Source organism: Sphingomonas sp. PP-F2F-A104-K0414, assembly GCF_004340945.1.
In the GTDB taxonomy this organism is placed as follows: domain Bacteria; phylum Pseudomonadota; class Alphaproteobacteria; order Sphingomonadales; family Sphingomonadaceae; genus Sphingomonas.
On sequence record NZ_SLYD01000009.1, the window covers coordinates 48519 to 66817 of the forward strand.

15 protein-coding genes are annotated in these 18299 nt (G+C 62.3%); 7 read left to right on the forward strand and 8 right to left on the reverse strand.

The window, feature by feature from the left end; translation table 11 throughout:
• Positions 1 to 515 precede the first annotated feature (515 nt).
• Both C8J46_RS18190 and C8J46_RS18195 read left to right on the forward strand, forming a co-directional pair.
• Positions 516 to 1577 (forward strand): restriction endonuclease, encoded by a 1062-nt coding sequence (locus C8J46_RS18190; protein WP_165886638.1) that lies wholly within the window; start codon positions 516 to 518, stop codon positions 1575 to 1577.
• A complete protein-coding gene (locus tag C8J46_RS18195) occupies positions 1574 to 3019 on the forward strand; it encodes a pentapeptide repeat-containing protein (protein ID WP_132742104.1) in 1446 nt (481 codons plus the stop codon). Before C8J46_RS18190 ends, C8J46_RS18195 begins: the two co-directional genes overlap by 4 nt.
• A 305-nt stretch (positions 3020 to 3324) precedes the next feature.
• On the opposite strand, the gene C8J46_RS18200 is transcribed toward C8J46_RS18195, so the two are convergent.
• Positions 3325 to 4365, reverse strand: a complete 1041-nt coding sequence (locus tag C8J46_RS18200; protein ID WP_132742105.1) for a hypothetical protein — start codon at positions 4363 to 4365, stop codon at positions 3325 to 3327.
• A 133-nt stretch (positions 4366 to 4498) separates the two neighbouring features.
• On the opposite strand from C8J46_RS18200, the gene C8J46_RS18205 reads away from it, so the two are divergent.
• Both C8J46_RS18205 and C8J46_RS18210 read left to right on the forward strand, forming a co-directional pair.
• Entirely contained in the window at positions 4499 to 4951 is a 453-nt protein-coding gene (locus C8J46_RS18205) for a hypothetical protein (RefSeq protein ID WP_132742107.1), read from the forward strand.
• The gene (locus C8J46_RS18210) at positions 4948 to 7767 is read left to right on the forward strand and encodes a hypothetical protein (protein WP_132742109.1); all 2820 of its coding nucleotides are present in this window, start codon (positions 4948 to 4950) and stop codon (positions 7765 to 7767) included. Before C8J46_RS18205 ends, C8J46_RS18210 begins: the two co-directional genes overlap by 4 nt.
• Here the strand turns inward: C8J46_RS18210 and C8J46_RS18215 are convergent.
• Positions 7727 to 8296, reverse strand: coding sequence for a hypothetical protein (locus tag C8J46_RS18215; protein ID WP_132742111.1), 570 nt, complete (start codon positions 8294 to 8296; stop codon positions 7727 to 7729). The two genes, C8J46_RS18210 and C8J46_RS18215, sit on opposite strands and share 41 nt — an antisense overlap.
• Positions 8297 to 8528: 232 nt before the next feature.
• Entirely contained in the window at positions 8529 to 9056 is a 528-nt protein-coding gene (locus tag C8J46_RS18220) for a hypothetical protein (protein WP_132742113.1), read from the reverse strand.
• A 324-nt stretch (positions 9057 to 9380) separates the two neighbouring features.
• Here C8J46_RS18220 and C8J46_RS18225 point away from each other — a divergent pair, with 324 nt between their 5' ends.
• The gene (locus C8J46_RS18225) at positions 9381 to 9602 is read left to right on the forward strand and encodes a hypothetical protein (protein ID WP_132742115.1); all 222 of its coding nucleotides are present in this window, start codon (positions 9381 to 9383) and stop codon (positions 9600 to 9602) included.
• On the opposite strand, the gene C8J46_RS18230 is transcribed toward C8J46_RS18225, so the two are convergent.
• Positions 9578 to 10225, reverse strand: coding sequence for a hypothetical protein (locus tag C8J46_RS18230; protein WP_132742117.1), 648 nt, complete (start codon positions 10223 to 10225; stop codon positions 9578 to 9580). The two genes, C8J46_RS18225 and C8J46_RS18230, sit on opposite strands and share 25 nt — an antisense overlap.
• 804 nt (positions 10226 to 11029) lie before the next feature.
• On the opposite strand from C8J46_RS18230, the gene C8J46_RS18235 reads away from it, so the two are divergent.
• Positions 11030 to 11305, forward strand: a complete 276-nt coding sequence (locus C8J46_RS18235; protein ID WP_132742119.1) for a metal/formaldehyde-sensitive transcriptional repressor — start codon at positions 11030 to 11032, stop codon at positions 11303 to 11305.
• Positions 11306 to 11312: 7 nt separating this feature from the next.
• The gene (dmeF, locus tag C8J46_RS18240; RefSeq protein ID WP_132742121.1) at positions 11313 to 12263 is read left to right on the forward strand and encodes a CDF family Co(II)/Ni(II) efflux transporter DmeF; all 951 of its coding nucleotides are present in this window, start codon (positions 11313 to 11315) and stop codon (positions 12261 to 12263) included.
• 304 nt (positions 12264 to 12567) lie between these two features.
• On the opposite strand, the gene C8J46_RS18250 is transcribed toward dmeF, so the two are convergent.
• The 4 genes from C8J46_RS18250 to C8J46_RS20990 form a co-directional block, all read right to left on the reverse strand.
• On the reverse strand, positions 12568 to 15960 hold the full coding sequence (locus tag C8J46_RS18250; protein ID WP_132742123.1) for a TM0106 family RecB-like putative nuclease: 3393 nt from the start codon (positions 15958 to 15960) through the stop codon (positions 12568 to 12570).
• A 208-nt stretch (positions 15961 to 16168) separates the two neighbouring features.
• Positions 16169 to 16855 (reverse strand): hypothetical protein, encoded by a 687-nt coding sequence (locus tag C8J46_RS18255; RefSeq protein WP_132742125.1) that lies wholly within the window; start codon positions 16853 to 16855, stop codon positions 16169 to 16171.
• A complete protein-coding gene (locus tag C8J46_RS18260) occupies positions 16855 to 17211 on the reverse strand; it encodes an MbcA/ParS/Xre antitoxin family protein (RefSeq protein WP_165886639.1) in 357 nt (118 codons plus the stop codon). Before C8J46_RS18260 ends, C8J46_RS18255 begins: the two co-directional genes overlap by 1 nt.
• Positions 17208 to 17387, reverse strand: a complete 180-nt coding sequence (locus tag C8J46_RS20990; RefSeq protein ID WP_165886640.1) for a hypothetical protein — start codon at positions 17385 to 17387, stop codon at positions 17208 to 17210. Before C8J46_RS20990 ends, C8J46_RS18260 begins: the two co-directional genes overlap by 4 nt.
• Positions 17388 to 18299 lie beyond the last annotated feature (912 nt).

Sequence of the window (18299 nt, forward strand, 5' to 3'; positions counted from 1 at the left end):
CGTCCGGAGCTGCAGCATGGCGCATGTCGGAACCAAAGCGAGCGAGCAGTCCTCTACGGACATCCCGGAGAGCTTCCGGGCCGGCGCGGTCGCAGCCCACTGAAATTCCGCCGTTCAGGCCGACGAACGTCCTTGCCACCCTTCCGCGGGCCGCGTCCGGATTCGCCGCCGCGCCGCACCCCAGTTCTGCAACTCAAACCATCTACGTAGCCCTCGGCGCGCCGACCCGCAGCGCTGCGTACGCCCCCGTCAGCCTAGGCGCGATAACCGTTCGTGGTTGGCTGAGGCTGAGGATAAAGGTCGAAAATGCCTGGACGGGCATTCCGTGACGGCTCGCCACCGCGACCTAATATCGGCGGGATCCCCCTTCACGAATGCAGCCAAGCGGCGCGATCCGAGGGTGGATATTTTCGTTGAGATCGCCTGAAGTTCGCGGATCACGTGACGGCACAATCCCGACGTGCAAGAAAGCCTTCATGGGATGCCTAGACTTTACTGAAATACCTCGTGCCGACATGGGCTCCAGACGCGACACCTTCGAGTTGTTCGCGCGTGAGCTGCTCGAGGCGAAGGGGTTCAAGATCGCGGAGCAACCCGATCGCGGCGCAGACGGCGGGCGGGACCTCATCGTTCTCGAAGACCGCAAGGGTGGGTTTGGGTCCACCACGGTAAGGTGGCTCGTCAGCTGCAAGCACACCATCCATTCCGGCCGTGCAGTTAGCCCGAAGGACGAAGCCAACATCAGGGATCGGCTTGAGACGCACAGGTGTAAGGGCTTCCTCGCCTTCTACTCCCATGTTCCAACCAGCGGTTTGAGCAGGACACTCCAGGCGCTCGATGATCCATTCCAATACGTGCAGTACGATCATGAACGGATCGAGCGAGAACTGCTTTCCGATCCTGCAGGTCGGGACGTGGCCAAACGCTTCATGCCGCGATCATTCGCGCTGTGGGCGGAGAGCTCCCAGCCGCCAGACGCGGCAAGCGCGGGGGTGCTCCATCCGGTCGGAAGCAGCGCGAGTTCGGAGCGTCTCCGGCTCCCGGTGAAGGTGGTCAACCATCGGCGACGCTGCGCTGATATGCGGGCGGACGAATTGCTGCCGCAAGGTAGCGTCGTCGAGCACTTCGACGTCATCCCATCCCTTCACTTCGGCACCATGGAATACGACGTGAACGGCCTCAACGTCGTCGTGGGACTGAAGCGCGCACTCTGCCATGTCACGTCCGATCACGGCGAGGTCCAAGCAGAGATTTTTGGCAACGTTGGAACGAGGCCATCCGATCCTACCTACAACGCCGGGGACGTGTGGGAGTTCGTCGGTCCCCCGGGCGGATTGCTGAAGGGCTACGCCTTGGGTCAGGCGGCCCTCTGCAAGATTAAGACGCGTCCGGGCCTTCCGGCGCACGCGAAAATCGAACTGACCGCGGCCCGCAGCGACATCGATTGCAGCTTCTCGCCCCCCAAGGTCGCCAATCATGCGACTCAAAAGGTCATGGCTCGCTTCCTCGAAAAGGCGTCGTTCCAAGAGGTCTCCGACCACTTGTTGCTCTCGATCGTGGAGATAACGAGCCCGTGAAGCGACAGACCGATACCGGCGTCATGTCCGAGTCCAAGATCACTGAAACGCTTCACCAGCTTCTGAACGCGGACGGAGCGCCGTTCTCCGAACTCGCCGCGATCGCGGGTTTGAAGCCTGCGGTCGACTTCAGACGCTCGGACATGAGCGGTGTCGACTTCGCAGGATCCGATCTCACAGGCTTCGACTTCTCGGCCGCCGACCTTTCCGGCGCCTCCTTCGTCGGCGCCCTGATCGACGGGACACGATTCTGGAGGGCGAGGATCAACGACGTCGCATGGCCCGAAGGCTATACACCGAGCACGCACGAACTAGGGACCGCGAAAACGGTCCTTTCCAAACTCCAGACGGAAATCGTCGCCAGACTTACGCACAGCCTCCACCTCTCCGATCCAGGTCGTGCACTGGCCATGTTGCCGGACGGAGTCGGTCGGACCGCCATATTGGCCGCGGTGCTGCGCAACCTATGGGAGACGTCGGACCTAGGAAGTGCCCTGATACTGACCGAGGCGATCGCCGAGCGCGAACAGCTCGCCGATCGACTGCAGGATGCGGGCTTTCAAGTCAGATCGGGCGAGAGAGCATTCGACAGTGGCTCACCCCCGAGGAACGGCGAATTCAGGGTCGAGACGTTCGGCAACCTCCATCGGCATCTGCAGGACATGGCCAAGCGTTCCGATCCACATGTGCTGAATCTCGGGTTCAGTCATGTCGTACTCACATCCGTTCCGCAACGACGCAGGTCCGACATCGCCGCCCTTGCCTACCAAGACGAAGCACCATCAATGCTGGCCTTCACAAGGCCCTTCTACGACAAAGTCGATGCCGACGGCCGTCTCACCGACGAGAAGATGCGCGACATCTTCTCCACTCCGGCAGTGACGTGTTCATTCGAGGACGCCATGCGCAGCGGCGTGCTGCAGCCAGCGAAGGTCACGGCAAAGCGCGGCGTTCTGAACAACGCCGCAGCCTCGAAACGCGGCGATGTCGACGACACGACGTCCGCCATGAACGAGGTCGCCTACGACTTCGTCAAGGAGTTGAATGACTTCGCCTTCGACGTTCCGGCGCTGATTGTCATCCCCGAGGTCGAAGCGGTGGAAAGGTTGGTCAATATCCTGGATGAGGTCTTGCACTTCGTCGGATCGGGCGACCGGCGCAGAACGCCCATCCCGATCTCCAGCAGGCACAGACGCGGCCCCCAGAACCTCCGGCATGCCGATGCAGGCACGGTCTTTGTCATGACGCCCCAGATGCTCGACGGTTTCGACGTGAGGGAGGCCGGACTGATCGGGGTCATGGGAAAGGTCCCCCTGAGGCACGTCGCGAAGCTAGCGTTCACACATGCAGACCGCCCGATGCGCACGATCATCGACTATACCGACGACACCTTCGCCGATGCCGTGGCGAGCCTCGCACAGCTTGATCTTCTATCGCCGTAGGCGTGCCGGTACTCGCCACGGGCCTCGGCTATCGCCTCCCGGCGAAGCCGCTGAACACCATAATCGTCCGTGCACCGCGAACCTCCGCATGCTCTTCTGGGGCGCGGCGCGCGGCGTCCCGCCCGATCGGCGAGTCCGGGACTGTCAGATGCCGTTGGTCCTTGATCTCGATCGGCATCGCATCGCGGCGGCCAACCGCTGCGATCCCAAGGACGTTTGCGTTCCGACTGCGGCATCTTGGAGACGTGACAACCCTCAATGAGAGCCCCACCGCAGATCGTCGATCGGCGACGCTCACCGAAGCTTCATGCGCCGCCCGGCCATTCGCCGAGTAGCGCGTCTACATTGGCAAGATCGGAGGGCGACAGGCGTGGGATGGTGACGTCGAAGGCGGTCCAGCCGTCATTCGATCCTCGAAGGGTGCGATGAGTGAGGTTCAGTCGGGTCATCGTGCCCTCTGCCAAGCAGAACCTGACCGCGGAGGCCCACCATTCGCCCGACGAATTAAGCACATACCCACGCATCTGGGCGGCGACGTCCTCGACGAGCCTTTTCCCTCGGGCGAGCGCCGCGAACGCGTCGCGCCTCGGCCGCGTGTCCGCGCTGCTTTCCAGCTTCAGTTTCGCCGTGCGCAAGGTGCCGATCGCAGCGTCGAGATCGTGCAAGGCCGAGCGGGCGATGAACGCCCCGGGGTCGGGGACCGCGCCGAAGGAAACGTTCTCGACCTGCTCCCTGTGCGTCAGCCTACCGTCGCGCCCAATACTTGGAACCATGCGCGTCACGTGACGCACCAGGGCTCCCTCGTTTCGCCGACATGCCACGTCCAGCTTCTTGAAGAGCTCCGGCACATTTTGCCGCATTTGCTTCCACTGGCCCTCGAATGATCGGATCGCTCCCTTCAGACCTACCGCTCGTTCGTATGACGTCTGTATCTGCTGGAGCGCGGGGTGAACGCGGGCCGCATAATAGACGTCGTCCTGCTCACGCCGCAGATCGGCGTTCATGCGCTGCCATGCGCCGTCGCCGAAGTGCTTCTCGCCGCAGTTGATTCCGATGAGCGCAGGACGCCCGTCCGGCATCTCGGCGACGAACCCTCGGTTGTGGGGCTGTTGGTGCGCACATGCCGAGCATCGAACCTTGCGACCCGTCGTTCGGGAGGTGTCGTAATCCTTGAGAAGACGCACGGGCTCTATGCCCGCAGGTATCGGGTGGTGCCGCCCGGGTATACTTTCGGGATCATCGACAAAGAGGCCGGCTTCGCGAATGATCCTCTGGCGGGTGAACGCCTCGTGCTCTTCCGATATCTCGGCGGAGATGGCCGATGGCTTCGTGTCCAGGTCGTTCATCAACGCTCCTTGATCTCGAGTGTTCTTCTTATGCCCCCATTGGGGCAAAAAGGGAACACCACCGACCAAGAGGTATTCACAAACGGGCACGTAAGCTACTACATGCATCGACGCGGACGAGGAGAAGCACCACATGGCAGACGCGAGCAGCACGCGCACCGCAGGCATAGCCTCAGGCAGCTTCGTCAGGGACTTCATCGCGAAACTCGTGAGCGAGGGTTATCGATCGCTTCCTCCCAGGGACCCTCACGTCGGTCGCGGGTTGAGGCGGGTGGTCGAAATGCTCGACGAGGAAGTGTCCCGGATTCTCGAGCAGGGCAACGCGATCGGAACGGTTCGGCCTTGGATCGAAACCGGCAACCGCCTCAGATTGTCTTCTACCGGCGGCGTCGAGAATTGGGAGCATGCGCTTCGAGCTGCTCAGCCCGCGACCACCAGCACGGGAAGCCCTGGACGCGAGCTCCTAACGTTCGGGATCGACGAGGAGCGGGCCCGGAGCGAACTCGACCACCTGGACCCGGCATATCGTGAGTTTCTGAACAGTGTCGCAGCGGAATTCATCGCGAGAGCAGACAGGGCGGAATGAGCGACGGAACCGTCGTTCCACGTCTGGCGTCGCTCCGAAAGCAACTGCAAGCGGACGCTGGCCTGTCGACAGCGCTCAATGAAGCATTCGACGCCATAGGATTCACCGAGGACGACATCGCGTTCCGCTCGGGCTCAGGCAAGCGCAAGGCGATCAAGGACAACATCTGGGGGATGCTCGACCTCAGCTCGCACGAGATGCGTCTGGTCGACTCACCGATCGTGCAGAGGCTCCGCGGCATCAGGCAGCTCGGCTTCTCCTATCTCATCTACCCGTCAGCCGAGCATACCCGGTTCTCCCATAGCCTGGGCATGGCCCACGTCGTGGCCAACCTCCTCGCCGGCATCGATCGGGACAGGACGGACGACAACGATGCATTCGCCTCCAAGGCCACGCTTTTCTCGTCGCTCCGACCACTCGACAAACGCGAGGTGCTCTACGCCTCGCTGCTGCATGGCGTGGGCCAAATGCCGTTCTCACGCGCGACGGAGGCCGCGCTGACGTCGCAGCCGGCACTGTTCAGTCTCGGAGGAATGCCGCTCCAGGACCGCCTGACGCAGCTCGAAGTGGCGCTTAAGAAAAATGTACCGCTGTCCGTCGGGCTATCAGTCATCGTAATTTTGTCGCAGCGGTTCGAACATTTCTACCGTACGCTCGAGCCTAAGCTTTCGCAGGACGCAGACTCACTGAACCGCATCGCGAGCCTTGTAGCGGGAACGCCGACGGTAGCGGCCTCTCCGAACATTCAGGATGTCATCTCGGCAGGCGCAATGGATGCGAACAAGATCGACTACATCAACCGCGACGCCGCCGCATGTGGCGTCTCGGTTGGAGTCGACCTCAGCCGCATCTTCCTCGGTGGCGGTCTCGTCAGTGCGAAGCGGTCGTCGTACGACAACACTTACGATGGCGGCGAAATGGCCTCGCTCTACGTCGTCAATGCCTCGGGGGCCGATACCCTCGGAGAAATCGCCCAAGCACGCAGCGCCCTCTACCAGCGCGTCTACCTCCATCCCCTGACGCGAGCCGCGGAAGCGATGCTGGCGAAGGCCCTTGTGCTCAACGCTAAGAGCACACAACACCGCGATTCCGCTCTCGTCGACGCGCTGGGCATCTGGGGGATGGATGATGCCGAGCTTCTCACCCGGCTCTCCCGCCACGACGATCCCGCCGTCGCTGACGTCGGCAAGGATCTGAAGCTCAGGCGAATGCCGAAGAAGGCATGCGCGTTCTCGGGATCGCTGACATCGCTGGGAATGCCTTTCCAGCAGCAGTTCAAGTTGGAGACGCACGAGCGCCAGAACGCGTTGAGGAAAGAGGTCGGCGATCCGTTTATAGAAAGGCTCACGCGGGAACGCATTGAGGAACTCAGAACGACCTACCTTGAGGAAGCCATCCGGGACGAGGCGGAGCTACTTGTTAAAGCCCTCGGCACTAATGCCTCGGAACACGTGCCAAGCGAGCCCCTCGGACGGATCGTCGTGACGGGGATCGCAGCGGCGGACAGCACCCGGCCGGACGCTCTGATCCTTCAGAACGGCGAGATAGTGCGTCGTTCGGCAGCTCCGGCCACGGAGGAGCAGGACGCCTACGACGTTTTTACGGCGGTGGGCTACGTTCTGTGCGATCCAGCTTGGCGCCAGATCGTGTTTCAAGCGGCGAGAACCGTGATATACCGGGAGTCGCTCTCCAGAGCCCAGACCCTGCCCTTTGGCAAATCGGCCGACGAGGGGACGAACATACAGTTCCGTACTCAGGTCCTGCTCGATTTCAAAGGATCGGCCATGCGGTCAAACCTCTCTATAGAGGACGCACGGAAACTGGCTTCCGCCGCATCGGCGGGCGGATATTACGACAGCCTACCGATGCTGGCCCCCAGGGAGTCCATCGAGCGTTCGGAGGTTCGGCGAGTCGCGGACCTCTACAGATCCTTTGACGGTCAGGGCGGTTGGCGAATCCGGCCTAGCACGGTGGCGGCGTTTGCAGACCAGTTTCCGCCCGGTCTTCGGGACGGGCTGTTCGATGTGCTCCTGCAGGGCACGGTGCTCGATCAGGTGGAGAGCGTAAGGCTTCTGAAGATCGCGATCGCCGCTGCCGTAGGCGAGGGCTTCGCACAGGCGGTCTTGGTCCCACTCTCGTCCAGCAGCGGTGGACCCGTGGTCGCGATGCTGACGGCCGAATTGCCGACGGGCCTAAACGTCGCGACGACCATCAAAGATTCACTCGCGTTTCCGGACAGACCTATACTCCTGATCGACGACAACGCTGTCTCGGGTACGCAGTCGGCGGCGCAGCTCCACAAATTTTCCGGTGCCGAGCTTTCGACATGGCCAGTGGACCTCCAGGGCGAGGACACCTTGTTCCCCGGCCTGACGCCCGAAGAATGGGAAGAACTCAGGACGCGCAGCTTCGGCATAGCGGTCGCGGTTGGCGCCGATGCGGCATCGAAGCGTCTGAAGGCCGCAGCCGACGAGCTGGGTGCGTCGGGTTACCAAGGCTTCTTCTGCGGCGAGATCCTCGGTGCCAGATTGACCTGGCCAAACGACCTGAGGGTGTTCCTCGAAACAGTCGGAGCCGACCTCGTGGCCCAAAGCAAGTTCGACTGCGTCCGCAGCGAGCTGAATACGGCTGAGTCGCAATCGGCATGCGACCATAGACGTTTTGGCTACGGGAACCACGGGGGGATCACCGTGACGAACCACAACGTGCCTGCGTCCACCGTCACGGCTCTCTGGCAGCCCGGCATGCACGAGGGCAAACCGTGGATACCGCTCTTCATACGCCGCGGGCGGCTAAAGAACCTGATCGCCTGTTAGCGCCGTCATCGTGGCCTGTGGTGGGCAACTGATCCGCACCCGCACGGGTCGACGCAGCCTCCCGCATGGGTGAGACGACAGCGAGTACAGCAAGCGACAGGCCTACGAGGGCTACGAAGATATGAAGCGCCATCCAGAACTTGTGAATACGCAACCGAGCCAGCACCCGAAACTCGCTCGTGTGAAGGACGTCCGCCTCGTCCGCGATCCGTTTCAATGGTGACCCGGGAAGTTCCGCATCGATCGCGTTCCTAAACGCGCGCGCACGCTGCATGTGCATCGATGCCCGCTCGTACTGCTTCCCGGAGAACAATACACCGAAGATGCCGAGCGCGATTATCATCGCTAGAAGCGGCAGGTCGCCTGGAGTGAGCGCCTTGTCAAAGGTCGACACGCCCAGGAGGGCCCCCGCGATTGCGATCAGGGAAGCGGCGACAGCCGATCTCTGCGCCTCGTGATGCCTCGCATGGGTGCAGTGCTCGGCGTACATACGCCAAAGCGCGTCACGACGTTCCGAAAGGTCGCTCAATCAGACCTCCATTCAGTGGCTGGCCACCTCGACTATATCCGCGACACAGGCATAGAAAAAAGAGATTGTTCGGGGCACGCGGCTGGAAAATCAGCATACTTCGTGTTTGGGATCGGCGCGCTCGCGTACGGGGCATGTGTCCGCCATATTAAGCCCGCTCGGACACTCGAACAGCTGCCCGGCGGCCTCGCCGGATCGACCCTGCCCTCCTCGGACCGACACGCCGCTTCTCTCAGTCGCCCAAATATTCCACGCGCAGCGCGCTTCCCCGCTGAAACAGGAAGTACGCCGCGCTTTCCGGGAAGTTGACCAAGACGGCATCTAGACCGGCGGCGAAGACGCCCTGATCCGTCCATCGACCGTCATGACGGGCCGTCAAGCGTGACCGCCCGTCGCCGTAGGAAATGCGGAGAGCAAACTGCCGAGCGCGTTCGACCATCTCGACGACGTCAGGCCTGCCGTCGTGATCGAGATCGACGCGAACGGACCTGTGATGGCGATAGTCGAGCGGTGCCGGATAACTCGATCTCTCGCGAAGATCGGCATCCGTGACCTCTCGCCACGATCGGCGATCGCGATCGCTGTCAAACCGGCGCGATGGCAAAGGTCCGCCTTGCCGTTCACGAAACTTGCCGCGCATCCCCGCGGCCAGACGCGCGGCTGACTCGTCGTAGTGAGCTTGGCCGTGATCGAGCGTCTGGGAAGCGGGTGTAGGCGAAACCGTCGCCTGAACCGTTGCAAACAAGATCAACCACGTCATGGGAACGTTCCCGATTGCGACTGCATGTCTCCCGAAACCGCCGTCGTCCTCCGGGCCGAGATCACGCGCGAATGATGGCGTGCCGCGTTCAACCGAAACATACTGCCACCTCGCGGACGCGAAAACCGAATGGGCGATACTCGACGGTCAACGGACGCGCTCGCAAAGACCCACACGTATGTCGTAACCGCGCATTCCGACCCGGGCGGGCTGCCATCGTCCCTGCGTCCGCGTTGCGGGAACCGCCTTCAGGACCGTCCCATCCGGCCCTACGACCCTGAACGCTATCGCCCTCATCATCGACCTGCGGCAATCGACTTCCATATGGGCATCAGCCTGCTGCCGCCGCTCATTTACCCCCTTCATCTCCATGTTGACCAAACGCACCCAGGCATTGACGACATCACCATTCCGCTTCGCCGACGTTCGGTCGAAGAGACCACCGTCGGGAGTGCGCTGCATATGGAAGGGCTGCCAATCGATTATCGGGGGGGCTGCCTGCAGCATCAGCGCGAGAAACATCACGACATCACCTCCAACATGTAGTTTTTGAATTTCCGCCGATCACGGTTCAACGCGTGCATCTTCCGCAGACGAAGTATGGGAAGCGCCGCCAAGGCCCCAGTCATCGCGATTCCCGCGAAGGGGTGTGGCGAGAAAGCCTGACCTGCCATCATCAATGCCGCGAGCATCAAGACGCCATGGCGCTTGGTCAGGGTCAGGCTGCCGATGAAGGCCGACGGTCCCAGAAGTACGTGCGCATCCTGACGGCCTGTCATGTTCGTAACCGCGATCAAGCGTCCGTTGATGCGATCGAGGCGAATGACGCCACCGTTCATGATCGCGACCGCCGAAGGCAACTCTTCCGTGACGTGGCGACCGCCGTCATCTTCCAGGACGACGCTGACCACGCCGCGGTGCACGGTATCGACGAAACCACCGCCGCCGGTGACGAAGCCATTTCCGTTCCCGGTCAGACCGAAGACTCCGGAGGACGAGCCGAAGGTGGTCGATTGCTGCTGGTAGGAGACATGCCTCGCGCACGCGATCACGCACTCGCCTTGATAAGTCGCGCTACCGATACGACGGGCAGGAACGAGCCAGTTGCGTAGCGCAGGAACTAGGTGGGAGGTCCCACCTCTATCTACGATTTCCATGTCGCGGGTCATCGCTTGTCGACGACATAGGCGTTCAAGCGAACGCCATATTGCGGGGTGTCGCGAGCCTTTCGGACAAGGCCGCGAAATCCGAACCTGCCGTCAATGAGGACGGCAGACTGTTCGCCGTCGCGATCTTCAAGCAACCCCATGTGCGCTTCCCGTTAAAGGGAGCACCGTTCGGCATATCCAGCCGGCGGCACCGCCCGTTGTGACGAGGCGGTGCCGGCCCGTGAGCCGGAAGTTGGAAACTCGCTATTAGACGAGCGCGGACGCCTTTAGGCACGAAGGCCCTGGACATACGCGTCCGCCTCCCGGCCGAAACTGGTTCGGGCCGGGCGTACGGCTACTAATAGCGAGGTTTCCACGCCTCGGTTCGCCTGCTGACGAACGCCAACGGTCTACCCCCGGAAGATCGGGTTCCGCAATCCGGCAAAGGTGCATGGCGACATATTTTGCCGTAGCTCCTCGTGGACACCTTCGCGTCTCGAGGGGCCAGCATGGTTGGTTCAGAGGCAATCTGCGGACGACAGCGTTTCAGGTAGATGCTTCTTCGACAAGGTACGGTGCCTGCTCGTCGCCTACTGGAATGGCTTCGCCCGACGTGGCTAGCGAATACCATCTGTTCGCTCAGGAGTGCGCTTCCTCACTCTTCAGTTGGGCAGCGTTACGAGGCACCGCCCCACAAAAGATCCGAGAAAATAGGAATGCTGGGCATGCTTGGGGGGACGACATTTCTCAGCCGACTTCGGTTGAAGCTAACGGTCCGTAGCGCTGACTGGAATTCCTATGCACGATAGGATAGGGGCCTACCCTATGGTGCATATGATTGAAAAGAAGAGCGACCTCCTCGCCCGTGTAAAACGCATTGCCGGGCAGGTCGCAGCCGTCGAACGCGGGCTCGAACGAGATGCTGGGTGTGCGGACATTCTCCACCTCGTGGCGGCAGTGCGCGGGGCGGTAAACGGCCTCCTCGACGAGATCGTAGTCGATCATCTCCACGAGCATGTCGCAAAGCCCGGCCTGTCGGATGCGGAGCGATCAACCGGCGCCGAAGAGCTGATGACGGTTATCCGTCGGTACGTGAAGTAGGATCACCATGGCTACCAATCTCGAATTCGATGCCTTGCCGCACGACCACGTCTTCCTTGGTGCTGCGCATGACGAAAACGCCCGGCGAACGCTGTGGGTCGTAGCCCTGACTGCCGTGATGATGCTCGGCGAAATAATCGCAGGCTATGTGACCGGTTCGATGGCGCTGCTCGCCGACGGGTTCCATATGGCCACCCATGCGGGCGCGCTCAGCGTTGCGGCGGCCGCCTACTCTTACGCAAAGCGCCACGCGGCCGACCGTCGTTTCAGCTTCGGCACCGGCAAGGTCGGAGATCTCGCCGGCTTCGCCTCCGCGCTAGTGCTTGGCCTCGTCGCTCTTGGCATCGGCATTGAGTCCGTCCTGCGACTGTATCAGCCAATTCGCGTTGCCTTCGTCGAAGCGACCTGGATCGCATTCGTCGGGCTTGGAGTGAACATCGTCAGCGCTTTTCTGCTCTCCGGCAGCCACACGCACGGCCAAGGGCATTCCCACGGCCATGGGTATCACGACCACCATGGGCACGACCACGGACCTAGCGTGAAGAGCCAGGACAACAATCTCCGCTCGGCCTATATCCACGTATTGGCTGATGCCCTTACCTCCGTGCTGGCTATCTGTGCGCTGCTAGCGGGCCGCTACCTCGGCTGGATTTGGCTTGATCCGGTAATGGGCCTTGTCGGAGCCATCGTTATAGCGCGGTGGTCATGGACGCTGATGCGTGACACCGCAGCCGTACTCTTGGACGTGACCGACGAACATGTCGCCGATGAGGTGCAAGATCTGCTAGCTGGTTCGGACGGCCCACAGATTACCGATCTTCACGTCTGGCGCGTTGGACCTGAAGCCCATGCCTGCATCGTGAGTGTGGCTTCAGGTCCGGGGATCGACCAGCAGATGATTCGTCAGCGCTTACGTCCCGTTCACGAACTCGCCCATCTGACGGTCGAAATCCGCTGAAATCGCCATGTATCGAACGGTGTTCCTTCGATGGACGAATAGCAAGGTGCCGGGCCTGCGGGAAAAAAAGCCCGGGTGCCGGAGCTGGGAAAAGGCGCAGCCACACCAGCAACATATGATTGCCGCCGACCTTCCGAGGTGGCTTACAAAGCTGAAAGCTGACGAAACTGTTGTTGCCCCCTACGGTCCTGACCGGCCCCCCCCGGGTTTGGGCTACAAATTCGCGGGCCGATCGATAGCGCAAACTTGGCGCGTTAACTTCACAGGCCTCTCGGGCAGCTTCAGCACGGAAAGGTGAATTAGCCTATTCGGATAGTTCAAGAAAACGGCAGAACGAGTTGGCCAACCGAATCTGCTTCGGACCACGGCATTCCGCGCCGAAGATGGCCGGATTGCAGATCAGGTATGACAGGCACCGTGCCCGGGACGTGGCAACGTTCAGCCGGTTGAGGCTGTAGAGAAAATCCATTCCTCGAGGCGCGTCCGCAGGGCTCGAGGTCGCCAGCGAGTAGATCGCCACCGCAGCCTCCTGCCCCTGAAATTTGTCGACGGTTCCTACACGTGCTCCGGGCAGACGCTGCCGGATCTCGAAGACCTGAGCGTTGTAGGGCGTGATCACCACGACGTCGTCGATCCCCAAGGGCTTTTCGAGGCCAACCGCATCGGTCCACGTCGCGTCGCTTTCGATCAGGCCGCGGACGAGCTCAACTACCACGTCAGCCTCCTCCGGCGAACAGTTGCTGTTACCCGCATGTTCGACCGCCACGTAGCGAAGACCGCTCATTCGATCACCTCTGGTTGAGACGCACTGCCGTTCGAGGCCGGCGCGTGATCGGAGCTTTCCCTCGTAGAACATGTCGGAGGTGAAGGTGCAGATCGCAGGATGCAGCCTCCAGGTCTCTCCGAGGAAGAGTCCGGCGTCCTCACCTATGGTCTGGGCGTCGCCGAGGATGTGGTCCAGCGCCGACGTATCGGTTCCCTCGGGATGACTGCCCTGCATAGGCTGATCGAGCTGCATGGGGTCGCCAAGCATCACGACGGCGGGCGCGGCCTGGGAAATCGCGAGGACGTTCGCCAGCGACATCTGCGCAGCCTCGTCCACGAACAGCACGTCGACGAGTTCGAAGGCGTCCGGGGACGACCAGAACCACGCCGTCCCGCCGCCGACTGCGCAGTCGTTACGCAACGCCGCCGCGAGGTCGCCATTCTTGGTGACCATCCGAAGCCGGTGTCCGTCGGGCTCGCGCTCGCCGGGCTTCTGGACGCACGTCAGCTCGACCTGCTGCTCGTCCGCCCTTTGTATCACCGCATCGATAAGGTTGCGCACGACTGCGTGGCTATTCGCTACAATGCCCACACGCCGTCCCTGCGCGACCATCTCGAGGATCATGCGGGAACCGGTATAGGTCTTGCCCGCACCCGGCGGGCCCTGCACCGGAAGAACTCCGGAGACGAATCCCCCGGCGATACGCAGCGCGGCATCCAGTGTCGTCTCGCCCTCCCGAACCAGCGCGCCGCCCTCACCGGACGAGGGCTTGAGGCGGAGGAGGAGATCGCGTGCGGCCTGGTGGGCGCCTACACCAACGAGACCCCGCTCCACCACGTACTCGGCCAGCCTCACGAGCGACTCCATCATAGGCTCGGAACCGACATGCTCGTGAACGAAGACCCCCGTGGGATGCAGGTCGGCGCTCTTTCCCGACTTCCGTATATCGATCGTGCAGGCTTCCGGATCGAAACTCTCGACGGCGCCAAGCGGATCTCCACCGACGGCACGCAGCTTCTTCCCAGGACGAACGTCGGTCTCCTGCGGGCCGAAAGCATAACGATGGACCGGACACTTCGCCGTTCCGCCCACGGTTCCTCGAAGCTCCAGACCTCCGCCGATTGCGGCTCTCTCTTCGACGAGTTCGTCCGCGTCGAGATCGGCGAGGCGGAAGAACTCCCACCATCCGGCCTTCTCCTCCCGCCGATGGAAATCGAGGAGGTTCGCCAGAAGCCAGCGTCCGTGCTGCTCAGGGGTGCGATCGGACTCGTCGTCCGGCACGCCGCCCGTGAGCGAGGCCATCAACGGCAGGATGCGTTCACGCCACGCCGAAACGGTTTCGGGTGCCGCGCCATCGGGCAATTCCGGCCTCTCGATCACCGCGCCCTCGGCGATCAGCTGGCCGCGAAGGAACTCGAGCCAGAGGTGCAAAGCTCGGGTCGAGGCACAATCGTCCTCGTTGTAGCTCTGCACGACGATGCGGTCCGCCTCCGTGATGTCGTCGACATCTCCCAGTTCGAGCGCGTTCTGGAAGCGGTTGAGTGCAATGTTGGCATCGGGCAGCGCCGTATCGCGAACGAAGCCATAGAGCGGCTCGAGACGTTTGATGGAATAATTCTCGACCCCGGCGACGATCGCGTGCCGAACCACCCCGAGCAGATCCACGAACACCCTGCCCCGGAGCAGCCGATCCAGATCGTCCTCCCTCGTCGCGTACCGTCCCATCAGACGCTTCAGCGCGCCGGTCTCGTAGCCGCCGTAATGGTACACGTGGAGATCGGGATGAACGTCGAGACGTTGAAGGACGAAGTCCATGAACGTCTCGAAGGCGCGTCGCTCGTCCGCGCGCGTCAGCCCCCAGAGTGCGACGTACCGAAGCGCGCCGTCTTCCTCCACGCACGAGTAGCCGAGCAGGTATTCCTGCCCGTTCTCGCCTACGAACGCGTCCCCCTCGAAATCAAGGTAGATGTCGCCCGCCGACGGCTCGGGCAGAGCGGCCAATCCAAAGCCGGTTTCGAGCGCCTGCGTCTCGAACACGGATAGCCCCTCGATCCTCGCGGCGACCTGAAGCCTAGCCTGCTCGCGAAGCCGCTCCAGTCCGCGAACCGCCCCGCGCGCGGGTCGCCACGACATCGGCAACGGCATCGCGGCGAGGTCCGACAACCGATCGATGCCGTTGGCACGCAGTTCCGCCGCCTGAAGGGATGTCATGCCGGCGACCAGCGAGAGGTGATCGTCGGCGCGGCGGCGCTCGGCGCACCCGATGCGCCACGCGCAGATGTCGCAATGCGCGTTAGGCTCCGGATACGTGGCATCGGCCTGGGTTCTGGCGACGGACTCGATCATCGAGTCGCGGACGCGACGATAGTACGCGGAATAGTCGCTCACGCGGTAAACTTCAGGGGTGTAGTCCGTCCAGGGCGGAACGACGTGCACGAGTTCGGGCCCCCTGCCCTGCATATCCGCCAGAAGGTCAGAGTAGAGGCAGAGCTGAAGGATCGTATCTGCCTTCGTCGTGCGGGACAGCTTGGTATCATGCACTTCGTACGACCAAGGCCCGAGTGCGCTCGGCACCTCTACGCGATGAAGTACGTCTGCCCGGCCGATCCATCGGCCGGAGCGGAGCGCCGCCTGTACGATGATCGGAACACCGTCAGCCATCGCGTTCAGAGTGGCTGCAACCGCTGCGTCGTCCACATCGACTCCCGGCACGACAACCGCGTCCAGACCAGAGGAAGCAAGATGGTCCAGGTAGCCGCGCTCGTGTCGGAAACCCCGCTCCCAGAGGGCTTCCAGCGACGGATCCCAGGGCTTCGGGCGTTTCAGTGTCCCGTCAGTGACACGCAGCTCGAGGGTGGTGAGATGAGCGCAGCTCAAATGCCCTGTCAGATCGCGTGAGCTGAAAGCGAGTTGTCCGTCGACCTTCTTCATCTTCATCTCCCTATTCGACGATGCCGGTAATTTGGTCGGCGAACCAGCCTGGCGCCGCAACATGGTGGTCCACGCGCATGAAAGTGCGCTCTCGGCCACGGTGACGGACCGGGGATCGCCGGGAGGCCGAAACCGTTACGAACGAAAAGCCGGCCTGTGCCTTGGAACGACGCCGCCGCATTCTGACGCTCGTCGTGTACCGCCATACTCACGATGACCGCTCGATTTCCCGCTCGAGCAGGATAGCCCACGGCATCTCGTAGGGGATCAGCCCCGTTTCGAACGATATCACCACGCCTGCATCATCCGGCAGACGAACGACGCGTTTGACCGGATAGTCGAGCCCCCTGAGGACGGGATGATCGATGATTTCTCCGATCATGCGACCGGGTACCGCAGCGATCATCGTCTCCGGCATCTCGCCTCCCAAAAGAAGGTGAGCGGTTCCACCCGCCGTGCAGAACCACGAGTTCCCCAGCCACCCGGCGGCAGCGAGACTTCCCTGGTCAGGCACCACCCCGAAGCGGCCATACCTCCCGTCGATATCCAGAACCACGCCTTCACGCGCGATGCGCCGAGAGATCTGGAGGTCCGACGCCCGCATCAATCCTAGAGGGCTCACGCTGGGATTGCCCTTCCTTGCCGAATGTAGACGAGGTCTGTCGATCAGGCGCCGTGCGCTCGCCGGAGCATCGAAGGGCCTGAGCATCGCGGCCACCTCATCGAGACTGACGCCGAGCGAGTTCGCCACGTCGCGCGTAAGCGGCGAGATCGCCATGATCGAAGCCTGCAGATTGAGACGGTAAACCGCGAGGGCCTCTAGATCGCGGGCCTCGACAAGCCTTTTGCGCGCGGCAGCCACTGCGACCAGCGCGTTCGGATCGGGTTCGCGCATCACGCTGCATCCCCCAGGTTCGCGACCAGCCAGCCCATCCACTCGGGGGATCCGATCATGACGTCGATGGGCTTGCGTCCCGCCAAGTTGGGGTTGGGAAGCCGCAGCCAGTTACTGATCAGGTCGTCGTCGCCCACGATTCGACGAAAGACGGGCGCCACGTCGACCAACAGCCGGATGCGCTGCTCCCCGCAAAGGAGGGCGTAAGTCGCGATCTCGCCTTCGACCTGATCGCAACTTCCTCCGACGAGGGCCGAGCGCTCCTCGGGTCGAACGTCCCAGGCTTCCGCGATCTCAGCCCAACGACGAAGCACATCGCTCAAAGGGGGCGGCGAATTGTTGAAATCGGCGTTCACGCCGCCCCCCCCTGTTCGACGAGCAACCGGAACCGACGAAGATCGGCGATGCCGCCCGTCATCAGTTCGAGGGGAGTGTAGAAATTGGACAGAGCGGACGGACAGCGGAGCCAGTCGCACAGCTCAGCGTCGTCGGCGAAGTCGAGGCGGTAGCCGATCTCAACGAGGATCCGCATCCGGTGCTCCGTGTCCGCGGGCGGGGAGGACGTATCCTCCAAGCCCTGGGGAAGTAAATCAGTCTTCTCAGACCAAGTCAGCTCCCAGCGGATCGCCAGGCTCCTCCACGCCGCCTGCACAGCTTTAAGCTCCGCTCCCGCGGCATCGCATTCGTAGATCACGCAGTTTCCTCCGAGTTGACGTGGTGGCCCGCGCGCCAACCGGACCATCCGGGGACGCGCGGTGGTTGGCCACCGTTTCACCTGCTCTTCGCTCTTCATATGAGAACAATATATCCTTGGCGTTCTCATGTAAAGAACTATTTTTGTGAATGTTCTCTTTGCGCGAACGACGATCGTTCGAGCGGTCCCTACCGCGACCCACTTGGGGGCCGACTGAACTTTGGAGGCAAATCAGTGGGCTGCCGCACAGACTGGCGATCCCTCAAGTCGCAGACGACCTGCGCTGGTCAGTCCGGGAATTCGCCCTTCGGCCTGGGAAGCACCGTCGACCAGTCCATGGAGGCCGGCTGGCGATCGCTTTGATCATGGGAAAAAAGGAAGGTTAGAAATGTCCAAGTACGTATGGCCGATTTTACTGCCGCTTATGGCAGTTGGCTGCCTGCCCCAGCCGACCGGCTGCAAACCGGAGGAACCAGCAGGTGGGAAACGACCCAAGTACACGCAGCCGCAGCCGCAGCGCCATTCGCCGGTTAAAGGTTGATCGAAATCGTCGGTGGCGAGAGCATGCATGCGCTCGCCTCTCGCCGCCCCGACGCCTTGACGTTCAAAGTGCAACGCGCCGAGCTACGCAGTTCAGGCAGTATGGCCGACTCACGGTCGCCCGGGCGATTGACCAGTACGCCGTTCGTAACGGCCGATGCGCAGTACACCGGGCACGCGGCACGTTTTCGACGCCGACAAACGCCACGC

What these genes read in the sequence shown, in the direction of transcription:
- C8J46_RS18190 (WP_165886638.1), top strand. Translation starts at nt 516, where the DNA reads ATGGGCTCCAGACGCGACACCTTCGAGTTGTTCGCGCGTGAGCTGCTC.
- C8J46_RS18200 (WP_132742105.1), bottom strand. Translation starts at nt 4,365, where the DNA reads ATGAACGACCTGGACACGAAGCCATCGGCCATCTCCGCCGAGATATCG.
- C8J46_RS18205 (WP_132742107.1), top strand. Translation starts at nt 4,499, where the DNA reads ATGGCAGACGCGAGCAGCACGCGCACCGCAGGCATAGCCTCAGGCAGC.
- C8J46_RS18210 (WP_132742109.1), top strand. Translation starts at nt 4,948, where the DNA reads ATGAGCGACGGAACCGTCGTTCCACGTCTGGCGTCGCTCCGAAAGCAA.
- C8J46_RS18220 (WP_132742113.1), bottom strand. Translation starts at nt 9,056, where the DNA reads ATGACGTGGTTGATCTTGTTTGCAACGGTTCAGGCGACGGTTTCGCCT.
- C8J46_RS18225 (WP_132742115.1), top strand. Translation starts at nt 9,381, where the DNA reads ATGGGCATCAGCCTGCTGCCGCCGCTCATTTACCCCCTTCATCTCCAT.
- C8J46_RS18230 (WP_132742117.1), bottom strand. Translation starts at nt 10,225, where the DNA reads ATGACCCGCGACATGGAAATCGTAGATAGAGGTGGGACCTCCCACCTA.
- C8J46_RS18235 (WP_132742119.1), top strand. Translation starts at nt 11,030, where the DNA reads ATGGTGCATATGATTGAAAAGAAGAGCGACCTCCTCGCCCGTGTAAAA.
- dmeF (WP_132742121.1), top strand. Translation starts at nt 11,313, where the DNA reads ATGGCTACCAATCTCGAATTCGATGCCTTGCCGCACGACCACGTCTTC.
- C8J46_RS18250 (WP_132742123.1), bottom strand. Translation starts at nt 15,960, where the DNA reads ATGAAGAAGGTCGACGGACAACTCGCTTTCAGCTCACGCGATCTGACA.
- C8J46_RS18255 (WP_132742125.1), bottom strand. Translation starts at nt 16,855, where the DNA reads ATGCGCGAACCCGATCCGAACGCGCTGGTCGCAGTGGCTGCCGCGCGC.
- C8J46_RS20990 (WP_165886640.1), bottom strand. Translation starts at nt 17,387, where the DNA reads ATGCGGATCCTCGTTGAGATCGGCTACCGCCTCGACTTCGCCGACGAC.